This is a genomic window from Corallococcus sp. bb12-1, assembly GCF_026626765.1.
GTDB lineage: Bacteria > Myxococcota > Myxococcia > Myxococcales > Myxococcaceae > Corallococcus > Corallococcus terminator.
This window is the reverse complement of record NZ_JAPNJZ010000013.1, coordinates 78,093-92,230: the sequence shown is the minus strand read 5'-3', so window position 1 is coordinate 92,230 and position 14,138 is coordinate 78,093. Positions and strand designations below refer to the sequence as shown.

General features: G+C 70.1%; 15 protein-coding genes. 3 read left to right on the top strand and 12 right to left on the bottom strand.

Annotated features, from left to right (window positions below; genetic code table 11):
- The 4 genes from OV208_RS17245 to OV208_RS17230 form a co-directional block, all read right to left on the bottom strand.
- Positions 1-1,045, bottom strand: a 1,045-nt coding sequence (locus OV208_RS17245; RefSeq protein ID WP_267574926.1) for a pyridoxal phosphate-dependent aminotransferase, incomplete at its 3' end; no start/stop codon positions are given.
- Between the two features lie 41 nt (positions 1,046-1,086).
- Complete coding sequence (gene dps / locus OV208_RS17240; RefSeq protein ID WP_267574925.1) at positions 1,087-1,569, bottom strand: DNA starvation/stationary phase protection protein Dps; 483 nt, start codon at positions 1,567-1,569, stop codon at positions 1,087-1,089.
- Positions 1,570-1,672: 103 nt separating this feature from the next.
- The gene (locus tag OV208_RS17235; protein WP_267574924.1) at positions 1,673-2,200 is read right to left on the bottom strand and encodes a carboxymuconolactone decarboxylase family protein; all 528 of its coding nucleotides are present in this window, start codon (positions 2,198-2,200) and stop codon (positions 1,673-1,675) included.
- A 6-nt stretch (positions 2,201-2,206) separates the two neighbouring features.
- Positions 2,207-2,761, bottom strand: coding sequence for a peroxiredoxin (locus OV208_RS17230; RefSeq protein WP_267574923.1), 555 nt, complete (start codon positions 2,759-2,761; stop codon positions 2,207-2,209).
- A 230-nt stretch (positions 2,762-2,991) separates the two neighbouring features.
- Between OV208_RS17230 and OV208_RS17225 the strand changes: the two genes are divergently transcribed.
- Positions 2,992-4,587: a sigma 54-interacting transcriptional regulator gene (locus OV208_RS17225; RefSeq protein WP_267574922.1), complete on the top strand. Its 1,596-nt coding sequence runs from the start codon at positions 2,992-2,994 to the stop codon at positions 4,585-4,587.
- Between the two features lie 71 nt (positions 4,588-4,658).
- Here OV208_RS17225 and OV208_RS17220 read toward each other — a convergent pair whose 3' ends face one another.
- The 7 genes from OV208_RS17220 to OV208_RS17190 all read right to left on the bottom strand — a co-directional run bounded on the left by OV208_RS17220 (position 4,659) and on the right by OV208_RS17190 (position 11,949).
- The gene (locus tag OV208_RS17220; RefSeq protein WP_267574921.1) at positions 4,659-5,246 is read right to left on the bottom strand and encodes a hypothetical protein; all 588 of its coding nucleotides are present in this window, start codon (positions 5,244-5,246) and stop codon (positions 4,659-4,661) included.
- A 95-nt stretch (positions 5,247-5,341) separates the two neighbouring features.
- Positions 5,342-6,709 carry a hypothetical protein gene (locus OV208_RS17215; RefSeq protein WP_267574920.1) on the bottom strand — a complete coding sequence of 456 codons (1,368 nt, stop codon included), beginning with the start codon at positions 6,707-6,709 and terminating at the stop codon, positions 5,342-5,344.
- Positions 6,706-7,629 (bottom strand): biotin-dependent carboxyltransferase family protein, encoded by a 924-nt coding sequence (locus tag OV208_RS17210; RefSeq protein ID WP_267574919.1) that lies wholly within the window; start codon positions 7,627-7,629, stop codon positions 6,706-6,708. Before OV208_RS17210 ends, OV208_RS17215 begins: the two co-directional genes overlap by 4 nt.
- A complete protein-coding gene (locus OV208_RS17205) occupies positions 7,626-8,915 on the bottom strand; it encodes a LamB/YcsF family protein (RefSeq protein WP_267574918.1) in 1,290 nt (429 codons plus the stop codon). Before OV208_RS17205 ends, OV208_RS17210 begins: the two co-directional genes overlap by 4 nt.
- Before the next feature lie 27 nt (positions 8,916-8,942).
- Positions 8,943-9,635 carry a histidine phosphatase family protein gene (locus OV208_RS17200; protein ID WP_267574917.1) on the bottom strand — a complete coding sequence of 231 codons (693 nt, stop codon included), beginning with the start codon at positions 9,633-9,635 and terminating at the stop codon, positions 8,943-8,945.
- The gene (locus OV208_RS17195; protein ID WP_267574916.1) at positions 9,635-10,708 is read right to left on the bottom strand and encodes a phosphotransferase family protein; all 1,074 of its coding nucleotides are present in this window, start codon (positions 10,706-10,708) and stop codon (positions 9,635-9,637) included. The genes OV208_RS17200 and OV208_RS17195 overlap by 1 nt, the downstream gene beginning before the upstream one ends.
- Before the next feature lie 2 nt (positions 10,709-10,710).
- On the bottom strand, positions 10,711-11,949 hold the full coding sequence (locus OV208_RS17190) for an acyl-CoA dehydrogenase family protein (protein ID WP_120541711.1): 1,239 nt from the start codon (positions 11,947-11,949) through the stop codon (positions 10,711-10,713).
- Positions 11,950-12,009: 60 nt separating this feature from the next.
- On the opposite strand from OV208_RS17190, the gene OV208_RS17185 reads away from it, so the two are divergent.
- Positions 12,010-12,678 carry a LysR substrate-binding domain-containing protein gene (locus OV208_RS17185; protein ID WP_267574915.1) on the top strand — a complete coding sequence of 223 codons (669 nt, stop codon included), beginning with the start codon at positions 12,010-12,012 and terminating at the stop codon, positions 12,676-12,678.
- Here OV208_RS17185 and OV208_RS17180 read toward each other — a convergent pair.
- Positions 12,637-13,353, bottom strand: a complete 717-nt coding sequence (locus tag OV208_RS17180; protein ID WP_267574914.1) for a TetR/AcrR family transcriptional regulator — start codon at positions 13,351-13,353, stop codon at positions 12,637-12,639. The two genes, OV208_RS17185 and OV208_RS17180, sit on opposite strands and share 42 nt — an antisense overlap.
- Before the next feature lie 133 nt (positions 13,354-13,486).
- On the opposite strand from OV208_RS17180, the gene OV208_RS17175 reads away from it, so the two are divergent.
- Positions 13,487-14,137 carry a hypothetical protein gene (locus tag OV208_RS17175; protein ID WP_267574913.1) on the top strand — a complete coding sequence of 217 codons (651 nt, stop codon included), beginning with the start codon at positions 13,487-13,489 and terminating at the stop codon, positions 14,135-14,137.
- The last annotated feature ends 1 nt before the right edge of the window (position 14,138 follow it).

Here is a 14,138-nt window from a genome sequence, read left to right as displayed (position 1 = left end):
GCAGTCCGGACAGGTTGCCCCAGACGTAGAACGTCCCGTCCGGCGCCCGGTCCGTGCGGATGCCCAGCCGCTCCAGGCGCGAATGGAACTTGTCGCGCTTCTCGCGGAAGGTGGAGTGGATGGCGCGCGTCTCCGCCACCACCGTGTCCTCCTGGAGCAGCGGGATCGCCGCGCGCTGCAGGGGCCGGCTGCCGCCGCCGTCCAGGAAGCTGCCCGCGCTCGACACCGTGTCGATGACCTGCTTGGGCCCCACCGTCCACGTCATGCGCCAGCCCGGATAGCGCCAGTTCTTGGTGAGCCCGTCGAAGAGCACCACCGGGTCGCGGTTCACGTCCTCCACGTACCGCGCGGCGCTCTCCACCGGCAGCACGCCCGGACGGCCCGTCCAGATGTAGTGCGAATAGAACTCGTCGATGAGCAGCGTGCACTCCAGCTCGCGTGCCACGCCCACCCACCGCGCCAACTCGTCCCCCTGCACCAGCTTGCCGGTGGGGTTGCACGGGTTGGAGAAGAGCAGGGCGGACAGGCCGCGCCCCTGGATTTCACGGCGCAGGTCGTCGTGGGTGAAGGCGTAGCCGCGCTCGCCCTCCAGCAGGATGGGGATGGCGGTGAACGCCTTGAAGACGTCCAGCAGCTCTTCGTACGCGGTGTAGTCGGGCAGGAAGTGGCCCAGGTTCACGCTGCCCAGGCTGGCCGCGGCGCGGGTGAGGGCCGCGCGGCCACCGCCGGACAGGCACACGTTCTCCGCGCTGTACTGACTGGGCAGGCCCTTGCGGTAGAGGCGGTTGTAGAGGCTGGCGATGGCCTCCCGCACCTCCCACAGGCCCGCGACGGGCGCGTACTCCTGGTCCGCCATGTCCACCGTCACCTGGCTCACGCGGGGCGGGGCGCCGGGCAGGTCGCCAGTCTCCGGCTGACCCTGGCCCAGGTTGCACCAGTCCGGGTCGCCGGGACGGTAGCCTCGGCGCGTGGCCTCGGCGGTGACGAAGATGACGCCCGTGCGGGGCACGGTGCGGAAGGCATGCAGGGGGATGCTTTCGCTCACGGGGGGCACGCTAGCGCGCCCCCCGCTCGCGGTGCAGCCTTTCAGCTTTCGAGCGACGCCCGGAGGAACCAGGCGTGCTTCTCGAACTCGGTGATGATGCCGGTGAACAGGTCCACCGTGTCCGTGTCCTGGTGCCCCTCCACCTGCTTGCGGCTGTCGCGCAGGCCGGCGAGGTACACCTCGATGCGCTCGGCCAGGAGCTTCACGTGCTCCAGGTCGCGGGAGGTCTCCTGCGGGTACTCAGGCAGGCGGCTGTGCGTCCCCACGTGACGGCTGGTGCCGTACGCCCGGCCGCCCAGCGTCACCGCGCGCTCCGCGATGGAGTCGTTGTGGTTGGCGAGGCTCACCGCGAAGGTTTCGAACAGCGGGTGCAGGGCGGCGAACTGCGGGCCCTTGATGTTCCAGTGGGCGACCTTGATCTGCGAGTGCAGGTCCAACCCGTCCGACAGCCGCTCGTTGAGGGTGGCGGAGATGGCGGTGCGGGCCTGCTCGGAGAGGGGACTCGGGCTCTTGTAGAGGGCCATGAGGGACACGTTCCTTTCGAAGAGAGGGTGAAAGAAAGCGCCCCCCGGTGTTTCCACCGGAGGGCGCCAGGAACTTCATGTCACGCGAAGCTCGGCGGGCCTTCTACGATTCCAGGCCCACCGCCGCCGCGTGGATGACGCTGGCGATGCGAACCGCGTCGTGCACGTGGTCCTCGGTGAGGCCGCCATCCAGCACGACCTTCTCGTGGGACTGGATGCACATCTCGCAGCCATTGATGGCGCTGACCGCGAGGCAGACCAGCTCGAAGTCCACCTTGTTCGTCAGCACCTGCGCGAGCCGGTTCATCCGCAGCCCCGCCCGCTTGGTCGAGTACGACTCCTTCCCGATCATGTGGCGGAAGCGGTAGAAGACGTTGTTCATCGCCATCAGCGAGGCCGCCGCACGCGCGTCCTCGATGACCGGCCCGGACTTCTCACCCAGCGCCTGCTTCGCCTCGTTCAGCATCGCCTCCTTCAGCCGGTCATTCCGAGCGGCATAGGCGCATGCCACGGCCGTACCCCAACGCTGCTCCGGGGTGAGGGTCGTGCTCTCCAGGACGGCGGAGAGGTTGAGGCGGGTGTCCTTGTGGGCGTCCGCGAGTTCGCTGCGGACGACTTCGAGCGAGGCCATGGTGGGTTACCCCGCCTTCTGCAGCTTCGAGGTGAGGGTCTCCTCACCCTTCTGCCAGTTGCACGGGCACAGCTCGTCCGTCTGGAAGGCGTCCAGCGTGCGCACGTACTCGCCCACGTTGCGGCCCACGGACAGGTCGTTCGCGGACACGTGGCGGATGATGCCCTCGGGGTCCACGATGAACGTGGCGCGCAGGGCCACGCCCTCTTCCTTGTGCAGGATGCCCAGCGCGCTGGACAGCTCGCGCTTGACGTCCGCCAGCATCGGGAACGGCAGGCTCTTCAGGTCCGGGTGGTGCGTGCGCCACGCGTGGTGCACGAACTCGTTGTCGGTGGAGAGGCCCAGCACCTGCGCGTCACGGTCGTTGAAGTCCTTGTTGCGCTTGCCGAACTCCGCGATCTCCGTGGGGCAGATGAACGTGAAGTCCTTCGGCCACGCGAACAGGACGAGCCACTTGCCCTTGTAGGTCTCGTTCGTGATGTCCTGGAACTCCTTGCCCTTCTCCAGGCTCACGGTGCCCTTCAGCTTGAAGTTCGGAAGCTTGTCGCCGACGGTCAGCATGGATTCGACTCCTTGGGATGGGGGGCGGGCCATCGTGGTCCACCCCAGAGGTTGTGGTTGCTACGGTGTAAAGCAGCGCCCGTGCCAATGCTTTAACTGCTGTGATTCCAGGGCTTTACATCTGACCCTCGAATCGGCACCGGCGGGGCGGTGCTGCCGGGAAGGTGAATAACGAAATCCCGGTGCCTGTCGCCACTGCAATTTCGGTGGAGCGCTATTATCGGTAACACATGCCGGATGAACTGATGGGGCGCCACCCGGAAGTGACGCAGGATGCTCGGGAGCTGGTCGAGCTGGCAACCACCGAAGAGGGGGTGGGGGAACTTCTCCGTCGGGGACTGGACTGGCTGACCCGGGTGGTCCCCTTCGACCTGGCCACGCTGTTCCTCCTGAAGGAGGGAAAGCTGGAGGCGGTGGCGGCGCGTGGCCCGCTGGCGAACCAGGCGGTGCGCAAGCACTCGTTGCAGCTGTCGGACTTCCCGTCGCTGCGGCAGGCGCTGGAGACGCGTCGCGCGCGGGCGTTCACGGAAGAGGACCACGCGCACGGGGACGGAGACCCGTTCGACGGCGTGTTGGACCTGCCCGCGGGGCACTCGTGCATGGTGGTGCCGCTGTGCGCGGGGGAGCGCTGCTACGGCGTGCTGACGTTGGACCGCGCGGAGTGCGTCGCGTACGCGCAGCCGGTGGTGGACCTGGTGGAGGTGTACGGGCAGATGCTCGCCACGGCGCTCCAGGGTGCGGAGAAGCAGGTGGTGGTGGAGCGGCTGCACCGCCAGGACCACGAGCGCGCGAGGCTGTTGGAGTCGCAGCTGGGCGCGGACTCGGAAGGCATCCTGGAGACGTCGCTGAGCCCGGTGATGCGAGACCTGTCACGGCGGGCGCGGCAGGTGGCGGAGACGGACACGCCGGTCCTCATCATGGGCGAGACGGGCACGGGCAAGGAGCGGCTGGCGCGCGCCATCCATCGCTGGAGTTCTCGCAGGGACCAACCCTTCGTGTCGCTCAACTGCGCGGCGATTCCGGCGGGCCTGCTGGAGAGCGAGCTGTTCGGCCACGTGAAGGGCGCCTTCACCGGGGCGAACCGCGACCGGGCGGGCCGCTTCCAGATGGCGAACGGGGGCACGCTGCTCCTGGATGAGATTGGCGAGCTGCCGGTGGAGCTGCAGGCGAAGCTGTTGCGCGCGCTCCAGGAGAAGGCGTTCGAGCCGGTGGGCAGCGACAAGACGGTGAAGGCGGACGTGCGCATCCTGGCGGCCACGCACGTGGACCTGCACCAGGCGATTGCGCAGAAGCGCTTCCGCGAGGACCTGTTCTATCGCTTGAGTGTGTTCCCGCTGCGCCTGCCGCCGTTGCGCGAGCGGCGCGAGGACCTGCCGCAGCTCACGGTGTTCCTGCTGGAGGAGCAGGCGCGGCGCATTGGCCGGCGCGGGATGCGGGTGACGGCTTCGGGGCTGGGGCGGCTGGCGGCGTATGACTGGCCGGGCAACCTGCGCGAGCTGGCGAATGCGTTGGAGCGCGCCACCATCCTGACGCAGGGGCAGGAGCTGTCGGCGAATGCGTTCGACCTGCCGGTGGGGCGGGGTCCCGTGGCGGTGCAGGGGACTTCGATGGAAGCACCGGCGGCGCTGCCCTCCGGTTCTCCGGTGGCGACGCTGGCGGCGGTGCAGCGCGAGCACATCCTGCGGGTGCTGACGTTGACCCGGGGCCGCGTCTACGGCGATGGCGGCGCGGCGGCGCTGCTGGGGCTCAAGCCGTCCACGCTTCAGAGCCGGATGAAGAAGTTGGGCATCGCGCGGCTGGAGGGGTTCACGGCCGAGGAGGCGTGACGGGCGACGTCACGCGGATCCGGTGACGGAGGCGCGGGTCGGAGGAACTCCGGCCCGTGCCCCTTGCCAGCTCAGTACCTGCGGCCGTCCTCGCGGACCTCGCGGCGGTCCTCGCGCATCTCCTGGCGGTTCTGGGACTGCTCGGAGCGGGCCAACTGCACCAGGTCCGCCAGCAGCATGCGCTTGCGCGCCACGCTGCCGCTGTCCATGCGGCCGTAGAGTCCGTTGAGCTCCTGGGAGATGTTGCGCGTCTGCTGCAGGGCGCGGGACTCCTGGCGGGCGTCGCGCACGTCGTCTCGGCGGTCCTTGCGGTCGTCGTGGCGGTTGCCGTCGTAGCGCACCTCGCGGGTGCTGGAGCGAACTTCGCGCTGGTCCTGGGCCAGCTCGCGGTGGGATTCGTTCAGCTCCGACGCGATGTAGTTCCGCAGCTCCTGCTCCACCTGCTGCATGTCGCGCCGTGCGCTGCGGCCGCGGGCCGAGTCGTACCGGGAGAGCAGCGACTCCACCTGCCGCAGGTCCTGGTGATCATCCCGGGTCTCGCGCTGGTTCTGTCGCAGCTCCTGCCGGTTCTGGCCCTGCTCGGTGGGCCTGCGGAAGTCGTCTGCGTGGGCCAGGGCCGGGAGGGAAAGCGCCATCGTTGCCAGCAGCCACTTCGCCATGGGGAGTCTCCTTCAAGAGCGTGTCTGCCCTGATGGACGGGGCAAGGCGCCGCGCATTCAAAAGGAATGACTCCCCAGCGGGGTGCGACCGGGGCCTACGACACCCCGAGTGCGGCCGGGCGCGGCGCGGAGGGTGCCACGGGGTAGTGGGCCTCCTTGCCGAAGGGCTGGTCGAACAGGTGCGGATCCGACTGGCGCGTGCGGAAGAGGTCCACGATGTAGTTCATCCGCTGATCCAACTGGCTCCAGTCCTTCGCGCCCGTGCCCTTGAGGCTGTCGGGCGAGGAGTCCATGCGGCCGAGCAGCTCGCGCAGCTTGGGGTTCTCGATGCTGCGCAGGTGCGGCGGGAAGAGCGTGTCTTCCATGCCCGCGGGCGGCGGCAGGTCGTTGCCCAGCTTCAGCGCTTCGCCGGGGACGGCGAGCTTCATCATGTGCTCGGTCGCGATGCCCCGGAACACGTCCGCAAGCTTGTCCACCAGCGGGTTGAGGACCAGGTCCACCGCGCCCGACTTGATGGCCGCCTTGGCGGCGAGGTTCGCGGGGAAGGGCAGCGCGTTGGCGCCCGCCTCGATGCTCTTGTCCAGGATGCCGCGGAAGATGTCCTTCACCGGCGAGTTGAGCGCCTTCTCCACGTACGACTGGAGCTGCGTCTGCTCGTGCAGGCCGACGGTGTTGTTGGCCAGCAGCATCAGCTCGGCCTTCTTGTTCGGATCCTTCTCGAACATGGCCTGCGCGTAGTTGCCGAAGGCGTCCTTCAAGAGCGCCTTGTCCGGGGGGAAGCCATCCAGGTACTTCTGGAGCTTGGCGGGGTCCAGCTGGGTGTCACCCTGGAAGGTCTCCACGAAGCGGGCGAACTCGTGGCCCACCTCCTGGAAGACGAACTGGTTGCCGTCGGCGATGGCCTTGCTGACGTTGTTGAGCGCATCCGCGCCCGCCTTGAGGAGGTCGCCGGTGGGCAGGGCGGGCAGCCCCAGGTTGCGCAGCAGGTCGTCCACGCGGGACATCGCTTCACCGACCGCGCCGCCGCCCTGGAGGATGTCCACGAACGCCTTCGGCATGTCCTCCTGGCGGATGCTCACGCCGGCCTGCTTCGAGGCCCAGGTTGCGTACGTGGACCAGTTGGCGTTCTCCTTGCCCAGCAGGGTGCCCATCGCGTCGGACAGGTCGTGGTAGCCCTGGGTGATGGCCAGGTTGCGAGCCACCGGGTCCGTCATCGAGGCGATGTTCGCCACGTCCGCGGCGGTGGGGTAGGTGCCCGGCGTGGGCTGGGGGCCCGACTGGGGGCCGGCGCCCGGCGTGGACAGCGCCACCGGGGCCTTGCGGGCCTTCGGGGACTCGAAGAGGGAGGCCCCCTGGCGGTCGCGCGGCTCGGGCTTGACCTCGTTGCGCGGGCGCGGCGGGAGGGCCGGCTCCGGCAGGCGGGTCGTGGACGGGGCGCGAGGGCCGATCTTCGGAGGACTCATGCTCCCAGTATCGCCCCGGAAGGCCCCGAAGTTGCCTGGGTAGGACGGGCGGGGTGGGTGCTCCAGACCCTCCGGGTCTCCTCGACGGAGACCGCCTGGAAGCGCACGGGCGCTCCGGCCCGGCGGGCACCCAGGCGGCCCCAGTCCGCGCGGATCACGACGGCGATGAGCGGGTAGCCCCCGGTGGTCGGATGGTCCGGACCCAGCACGATGGGCGTTCCCGACAGGGTGACCTGGAGGGCGCCGCGCACCATGGGCCGCGAGGTGCCCGTGCCTTCGTCGCCGTGGGGAACGGGCGGTCCGTCCAGCCGCTGTCCCACGCGGTCGCTGGAGGGCGACACGGTGAAGGTGCTGCCCAGGAGCACCGCCATGGCCGTGTCACCGAAGCGCGCGGCGTCCGGGCCTGGCAGCACACGGATGGGGGCGGTGGGGTCCAGGGCTTCCGCGAGGCGCTGGAGGTCCGCTTCGGCAGGACCGTTCGTGGAGTCCGCTGGACCGAGCGGGAGCAGGTCGCCCTTGCGCAGGGCTCGGCCTTCCCATCCTCCCAGCCGGGCCACGCTCAACGTCCCGTGTCCGCCCAGCACCTCGGGGACCGCGAATGCACCGTCCACGGCCACGTAGCGCACGGCATACCGGGTGGGCGCGGGCACCGTGTGCGTGTCGCCGTCCGCGAGGATGCGCGCGGTTTCTCCATCCACGGACACGCGTACGTCACGCCCACGGGCGCGAAGCTCCAGGCGTCCGTAGGCTTCCAGCGCCGCTGCGTTCCCGGCATTGCCCACCGAGCGGTTCGCCGCGATGAGCAATTCCGGAACCCACGCCCCCCCCGGAGGAACGCCGTGGTGCATGTGTCCCGGTCGGCCACCGTCCTGCACCACCACGGGAGCACCCAGACCGATGACTTCCACCGAGGCCGTCACGCGTCCTCCCGTTCAAAGCGCACGCGGTCGCCCAACTGCATCACTGCGCCGTGCTTCGGGTCGAACGCGGTGAAGTCCATCGCGGTGCCCACGAGGTTCCAGCCGCCGGGCGAGGCGAAGGGATACACGCCCGTGCGTTCCCCGGCGATGCCCACCGCGAGCGCCGGCACCCGCGTGCGTGGCGTGGCCAGCCGGGGACAGGCGATGCTCGGATCCACCTCCCCCAGGTACGCGAAGCCCGGCAGGAACCCCACGCAGCGCACCGTGTACTCGCGGGCCGTGTGACGGCGCACCACCTCCTCCACCGACAGGCCCGCGTGCGCGGCCACCTTCGGCAGGTCCTCGCCGTCGTAGCGCACGCGGATGCGCAGGAGTGGCCGCTCCACTGGAGTCACAGGCATCACGCGAAGCCGCGTCAGCACGAGCGCGGGAGACTCGGGTGGCGTCGCCGGATCGAAGTACACACAGGCGTGGGACTCGGTGATGACCGCATCGAGCACACCCGGCAGCGAGCACAGGGCCTCGCGCGCCTGTCGCCGGTCCACCGCCTCCGGCAGCACCAGTCGCAGCGCGCTGTCCCCCAGCGGCTCCGGAGGATGCTCCAGCGCCTCCAGCATCGCGCGCACCTCGCGGGCCAGCGCCACCGCCCCCGGCGTGTCCCCGTGCACGCACAGCGTGTCCACCGTGCCGCCCGTGGCCAGCCGCACCGTGTTCTCCCGGGCCCGAGCCACGTCCGTCAGCACCGCTCCGGGTTGCCCGCGTGGAATCAGCGAACCATCCGGAAGCGTGCCCCGGTCCGCGAAGCCCTCTCGCGCATACCCAAGCCCCGCCGCCCGCGCCGCATCCTTCAGCGCACCCGAACCAGGCCCCACGAACGTGACGTCCGTTCCCAGCGCCTCCACCACGCCGTCCACCACCGCCCGCGCAAGCTCGGGGGACTTGTTGGCCGAGTGGTACAGCGCCCCATGGGGCTTCGCATGCCGCACCGGCACCCCACGCTCACGGGCAAGCGCGGCCAACCGCGCGCACTGTTCCGCCACCTGCGCGCGCAGCACCTCCGGCGCTACGTCCAGGGCCTTGCGACCGAAGCCCTCGCGGTCCACGTAGGACGGATGCGCGCCCGCCAGGGTGCCATGGCGCTCGCACAGTTCCAGGGCCCGCCGCATGGAGTCCGCATCGCCCGCGTGGCCGCCGCAGGCGATGTTCGCCAGGTGGGCGAGCGCGTAGAGCTGTTCGTCCTCCCCGGGCAGCTCCCCCAGGTCGATGTTGAGCAGGCACCGCGTCATGGGCCTACGCTACGCGAGCCCTGCCCGTCAGCGGTAGGTGATGAGCGCCCGGTGCTCGCCCTCGAAGTGGCCGTGCTCGTTGAGGGTGGACAGATAGCGGCCCCGCTCGCTGTAGATGACCTTGGTGACGCCACAGTTGGCGAGCGTCCAGTTCGTCCGGAACGCATGGGCATCCGGGATGCCCAGCAGGTCCTGGCTGACGGCGGTGATGGGCCCGCCGGAAGTGAACACCAGCGCCGTCTTCGACGCCCCCAGCGACGCAATCAACGCATCCATCGCCTCCAGGCAGCGCACCTTGAAGGCGGCCCAGGACTCCTTGTACTCGCCGTCGTGTCCCCCCGCGACCCAGCGCGCGACGGCCTGGGTGAACAGCTCCTGGTAGGCGCGGCGCGGATCCTTCGCGGCGACCATCTCCTCGCGCAGCACGGCGCGGTCCGCGTAGCGCGGCGTGTGCCGCTCCACGACCTCCTCGTGGTCGAACTCGTTGAAGCCCGCCACCCGCCGGGGCTCCACCGGCAGCCCGAGCAGTTGGAGGCACCCGTCCGCCGTCTCCCGGTGACGCAGCATCGTGCCCGTCACCACCGCGTCCAGCTTCGGCAGGCGCGAGCGCAGGGATGCGCCCAGCACGCGGGCCTGCTCCTGGCCGACGTCCGACAGCTTGTCGTAGTCCGCCGCGCCGAAGGACGCCTGACCATGGCGGATCAGATAGATGACGCCCATCAGCCGCCCGCCTTCTTGATGAGCTGCCGGCAGCGGAACGCCATGTAGTTCGCGAGGAGCCAGTAGTTCTTGAACGACGGGTTGCGCGTCTGCTTGTGGTGATAGCGGTAGTAGATCTGCTGGACGATGACCGCGAGCCGGAACACGCCGTAGACCTCGTAGAAGGTCCAGTTGGCGGGCTTCAGGCCGGTTCTCTCCAGGTAGTAGGCCACCACCTCCTCGCGCCGCAGCATGCCGGGCAGGTCGGTGGGTTGCCTGCGCGTGGTGCGCAAGATGAGGTTGTCATCCGCGTGGACCCAGTAGGCCAGCGTGTTGCCCAGGTCCATCAGCGGGTCGCCCAGCGTGGCCATCTCCCAGTCGAGCACCCCGATGACCTCCGTGGGGTTCTCCGGGCTGAGCACCACGTTGTCGAAGCGCCAGTCGTTGTGGATGACGCAGGTGGCGATGTCCTGCGGCACGTTCGCCGCGAGCCAGTCGCGCACGTACTTCATCCGCGGCACGTTCCAGGTGCGCGCCTTCTCGTAGCGGTCGGACCAGCCGGAAATCTGTCGCTGCGGATAGCCGGGCCCCTTGCCCAGCGACGTGAGCCCCGCCGCCTGCGAATCCACGCCGTGCAGCGCGATGAGCTTGTCGATGACGTTGAGGCACAGCTTGCGCGTCTGGGTCTTGTCCAGGGTGAGGCCCCGGGGCAGGTGCTTGCGCGGGATGAGGCCGGGGATGCGCTCCATCACGTAGAACTCCGCGCCCAGCACGGCCGGGTCCTGGCACAGGCCCACCATCGTGGGTACCACCGGGTACGCGGGCTTGAGCGCCTGCTGCACCGTGTACTCGCGCGACATGTCGTGCGCGGACTTCGCCTTGGTGCCCGCGGGCGGCCTGCGCAGGATGATGTCGCGGTTCTCGTACTTCAGGCGGTAGGTCCAGTTGGACGCGCCGCCCGTGTACTGGGTGACTTCCGGCGTGCCCACGAGCGACGGCACCAGGGCCTTGAGCCACGCATCCACGGCGGGCACGTCCAGCGCTTCACCGGAGCGGACGGCCTTGCCTTCATCCAGGGGGACGGATGCCGCCATGATCAGCTCCCTCGGGAGAAGCCGCGCTTCGCGAGCTCGATGCGGGTGATGACGCCCTTGTGCACCTCGTCCGGACCGTCCGCGATGCGCAGGCTGCGCGCCTGGGCGAAGAAGGCCGCGAGCGGCGTGTCGCGCGATACGCCCGCGCCGCCGTGCAGTTGGATGGCGTCGTCCACCACCTTCTGGAGCACGTTGGGCGCCACGACCTTGATGGCGGAGATCTCCGTCATCGCCCCCATCGCGCCCACGTCGTCCAGCTTCCACGCCGCGTACAGCGTGAGCAGGCGGGCCTGGTCGATGGCGATGCGCGCCTCCGCCACTCGCTCGCGGTTGCCGCCCAGGTTGAGCAGCGGCTTGCCGAACGCGCTGCGGCCCATGCCCCGGTCGATCATCAGCTCCAGGGCCCGCTCCGCCGCGCCGATGCAGCGCATGCAGTGGTGGATGCGGCCCGGCCCCAGCCGGCCCTGCGCGATTTCAAAGCCCATGCCCGGCCCGGAGATGAGGGCGGAGCGCGGCAGCCGCACGTCGTGGAAGTGCACCTCGCCGTGGCCGTGCGGGGCGTCATGGTCCCCGTACACCGGCAGCATGCGGATGATCTCCACGCCCGGCGCGTCCATGGGGACGAGCACCATGGAGTGCTGGTGGTGGCGGTCCGCGCCCGTCTCCGGCGTGCGGCCCATGAAGATGGCGACCTTCGCGTTGGGGTGTCCCAGGCCGCTGGACCACCACTTCTTGCCGTTGAGGACCACGTCGTCGCCGTCCAGCACGGCGGTGGCCTGCATGTTGGTGGCGTCCGACGACGCGGCGTCCGGCTCCGTCATGCAGAACACGGAGCGGATGTCGCCCGCGAGCAGCGGCTTCAACCACTGCTCCTGCTGCTCCGGGGAGCCGTAGCGCCAGAGCACCTCCATGTTGCCGGTGTCGGGGGCGCTGCAGTTGAAGACCTCCGGAGCCATGAGGCTGCGGCCCGTCTGCTCCGCGAGCAGCGCGTACTCCAGCGTGCTCAGCCCCGCGCCCAGCTTCGCGTCCGGGAGGAAGAGGTTCCACAGCCCCTCCGCCTTCGCGCGCGCCTTGAGCTCCACCATCACGGGCGGCACCTTCCACTGGCGCCAGTCCCCACCGGCCTCCATCGCGTGCAGGGCCTGCATGTAGGCGCCCTCCGCTGGTTCGATGTGTTCGCGCATGAAGCGCTGCATGCGCTCCAGGTATTCGGTCGTCCTGGCGGAGGGTTGGAAGTCCATGCGGGGCATCCTGCGCCCCGCCGGGTTGATGAAGCCACTGAATGTTGGTCATGTGTTCTCGTGCTCCATGTGGCCCTGGCGATGAACGACGTGCTGGAGCCGTCGCTGTTGCCCGCGTGGGTGGAGCGCCTGCGCGGCCGTGCTCCCGAAGCCCGCGTCACCAGCGTGCGGTTGGAGCGCACGCGGCTGGAGCGCGACCTCGCGTCGGGGCGGTTGGATCTGGCCATCGACGTGGCGCAGCCCACCGGGCCGGACCTGCGGCACGCGGTGCTCCTGCGGGACGAGCTGTGCGTGGTGGCGGCCCGGCGCCGCAAGCTGTCACCGGCCGCGTACCTGTCCGCGCGCCACGTCGCCGTGTCCTCCCGGCGCACCGGGCTGCCTTTTGAAGACCTGGTGCTGGGACGCCTGGGCCACCAGCGCGACGTGGCCGTGCGCTGCCAGCACTACGAGGCCGCCGGCCGCATCGTCGCCGGTTCGGACCTGCTGCTCACGATGCCCCGGCGCCACGCGGAAGGGCTCAACGCGGGGCTCGGCAACCACCTGCTGGCCGTGCCGTTGGCGCTGCCGCCCGTGGACCTGCGCCTGTACTGGCACCGGCAGGTGGACGAGGACCCGAAGAGCCGCTGGCTGCGAGCGGAGCTGCTTGCATTGAGCGGTGAGGTGGTGCGGCCCGCCCGGAAGCGGCGCTCAGCGGCGGGGCGTTCGAGGAGTCCGGCGCGCACGCGGTGACGGAGTCCCACGCCGCCCTTGTGCCCGGGGCTTGCGCGCGGGCGGACGGGGGGCCGCCGAGGGTTCAATGCTCGCGAGCATGATGCGGCGCAGGAGCGCGTACACCGGCAGCGGGTCGAAGGTCTTGTCGAGCTGGTGGTGCAGCGCGAGCCCATCCACGCACGCCTTGATGATGATGGCGTAGTTCAAGTCCTCGGCGGCGGGGGGAGCCTCGTGGCCGACGCGGTAGTGCGCCACTGTGCGGGCGATCTCCGTGTCCCCCTGGCGCAGCAACTGCGCGACGGCGGGCGTCAGCTCCCGGTTTCGCAGGCCCAGCGCGAACAGCTCGTAGCGCAGCCGGCAACTGTCCGGCGCGTCCGTGGCCAGCTTCTCGCCCCAGGCGAAGGCGGTCTCCGCCAGCGCTTCCACCGGGGTCTGCGCGCGCAGCCGCTGTAGCTCCGTCATGTACTGCTGGCTGGCTTCCTGGGTGACGGCCAGCAGCAGCGCGTCCTTGCTGCCGAAGTAGTAGTGCACCAGTCCCTGGTTCACCCCTGCTTCCTTCGCCACCTCCTTCACCGTCGTGGCGTCGTAGCCCCGCTCCGCCAGGACGCGGCGGCCCGCGGTGATGAGGCGGGCCCGGGCGTCGGGCTCCGGAGCAGGGGGCTGGGCCTTCTTGCCACGGCGGTTGGGAGGCATCCCAAATCCATAGGGCACGGCCTCCCACCCCGCAAGGGCGGACGACCGCCCGGTGGCTTGACATCCCGCGTTGACGGTCTTAGTTAGTCGTGTAACTAAATTAGTCGTGCGGCTAAACCGAAGGAGACGGTCCATGCGAGTCGAGTCCAAGCGGTCGATGCGGTGGGTGAAGGCGGCGGTGGCGGTGGGTGTGTCGTTGCTGTCGGTGCCGGCGCTGGCGCAGGACGTGGGCCGCTCGTCGACGGGGCAGGAGCAGCAGCGGCGCGGGGCGTTCCTGCTGGAGCTGCAGCCGCCCGCGCTGGACGGTTCGCTCTACGGGGTGCGGGCGGAGGTGGCGGCGTCGAAGGACGCGCGGCTGGCGTTTGGCCTGATGGGGCGCGCGGGCGGTTGGAACCGGTCGCTGGGCGCGAAGGCGCGCTTCACGGGCGTGCAGGGCGGCGACGTGAAGCTGAACTTCGGCGTGGGCGTGGATGGCCGCTACACGCTGGCCTTCCTGGCGGACGGCACGGTGCGGCCGTTCCTGGGGATGGCGGTGGGCTACGAGGAGTTCATCGCGCGGGCCACCGTCGCGTCGCCGGACGCGAAGGAATACACGACGACGGCGTTCCTGGAGCCGACGCTCGGCGTGATGTGGCGGCCGGGCACCGGACGCGTGGGCCTGTCGGCGCGCGCGGGTCCGGGCTTCACCTTCACCGACGTGCGCACGCTCCAGGTGAGCACGGGCAACCTGGGCCTGCGCACCGTGTACCCCACGGCGTCGCTGGGCCTGCTGGTCGTCCTGTAGC

Coding starts and splice junctions, on each gene's coding strand:
- dps (WP_267574925.1), bottom strand. CDS start 1,569: ATGGCCCTCTACAAGAGCCCGAGTCCCCTCTCCGAGCAGGCCCGCACC.
- OV208_RS17235 (WP_267574924.1), bottom strand. CDS start 2,200: ATGGCCTCGCTCGAAGTCGTCCGCAGCGAACTCGCGGACGCCCACAAG.
- OV208_RS17230 (WP_267574923.1), bottom strand. CDS start 2,761: ATGCTGACCGTCGGCGACAAGCTTCCGAACTTCAAGCTGAAGGGCACC.
- OV208_RS17225 (WP_267574922.1), top strand. CDS start 2,992: ATGCCGGATGAACTGATGGGGCGCCACCCGGAAGTGACGCAGGATGCT.
- OV208_RS17220 (WP_267574921.1), bottom strand. CDS start 5,246: ATGGCGAAGTGGCTGCTGGCAACGATGGCGCTTTCCCTCCCGGCCCTG.
- OV208_RS17215 (WP_267574920.1), bottom strand. CDS start 6,709: ATGAGTCCTCCGAAGATCGGCCCTCGCGCCCCGTCCACGACCCGCCTG.
- OV208_RS17205 (WP_267574918.1), bottom strand. CDS start 8,915: ATGACGCGGTGCCTGCTCAACATCGACCTGGGGGAGCTGCCCGGGGAG.
- OV208_RS17200 (WP_267574917.1), bottom strand. CDS start 9,635: ATGGGCGTCATCTATCTGATCCGCCATGGTCAGGCGTCCTTCGGCGCG.
- OV208_RS17195 (WP_267574916.1), bottom strand. CDS start 10,708: ATGGCGGCATCCGTCCCCCTGGATGAAGGCAAGGCCGTCCGCTCCGGT.
- OV208_RS17190 (WP_120541711.1), bottom strand. CDS start 11,949: ATGGACTTCCAACCCTCCGCCAGGACGACCGAATACCTGGAGCGCATG.
- OV208_RS17180 (WP_267574914.1), bottom strand. CDS start 13,353: ATGCCTCCCAACCGCCGTGGCAAGAAGGCCCAGCCCCCTGCTCCGGAG.
- OV208_RS17175 (WP_267574913.1), top strand. CDS start 13,487: ATGCGAGTCGAGTCCAAGCGGTCGATGCGGTGGGTGAAGGCGGCGGTG.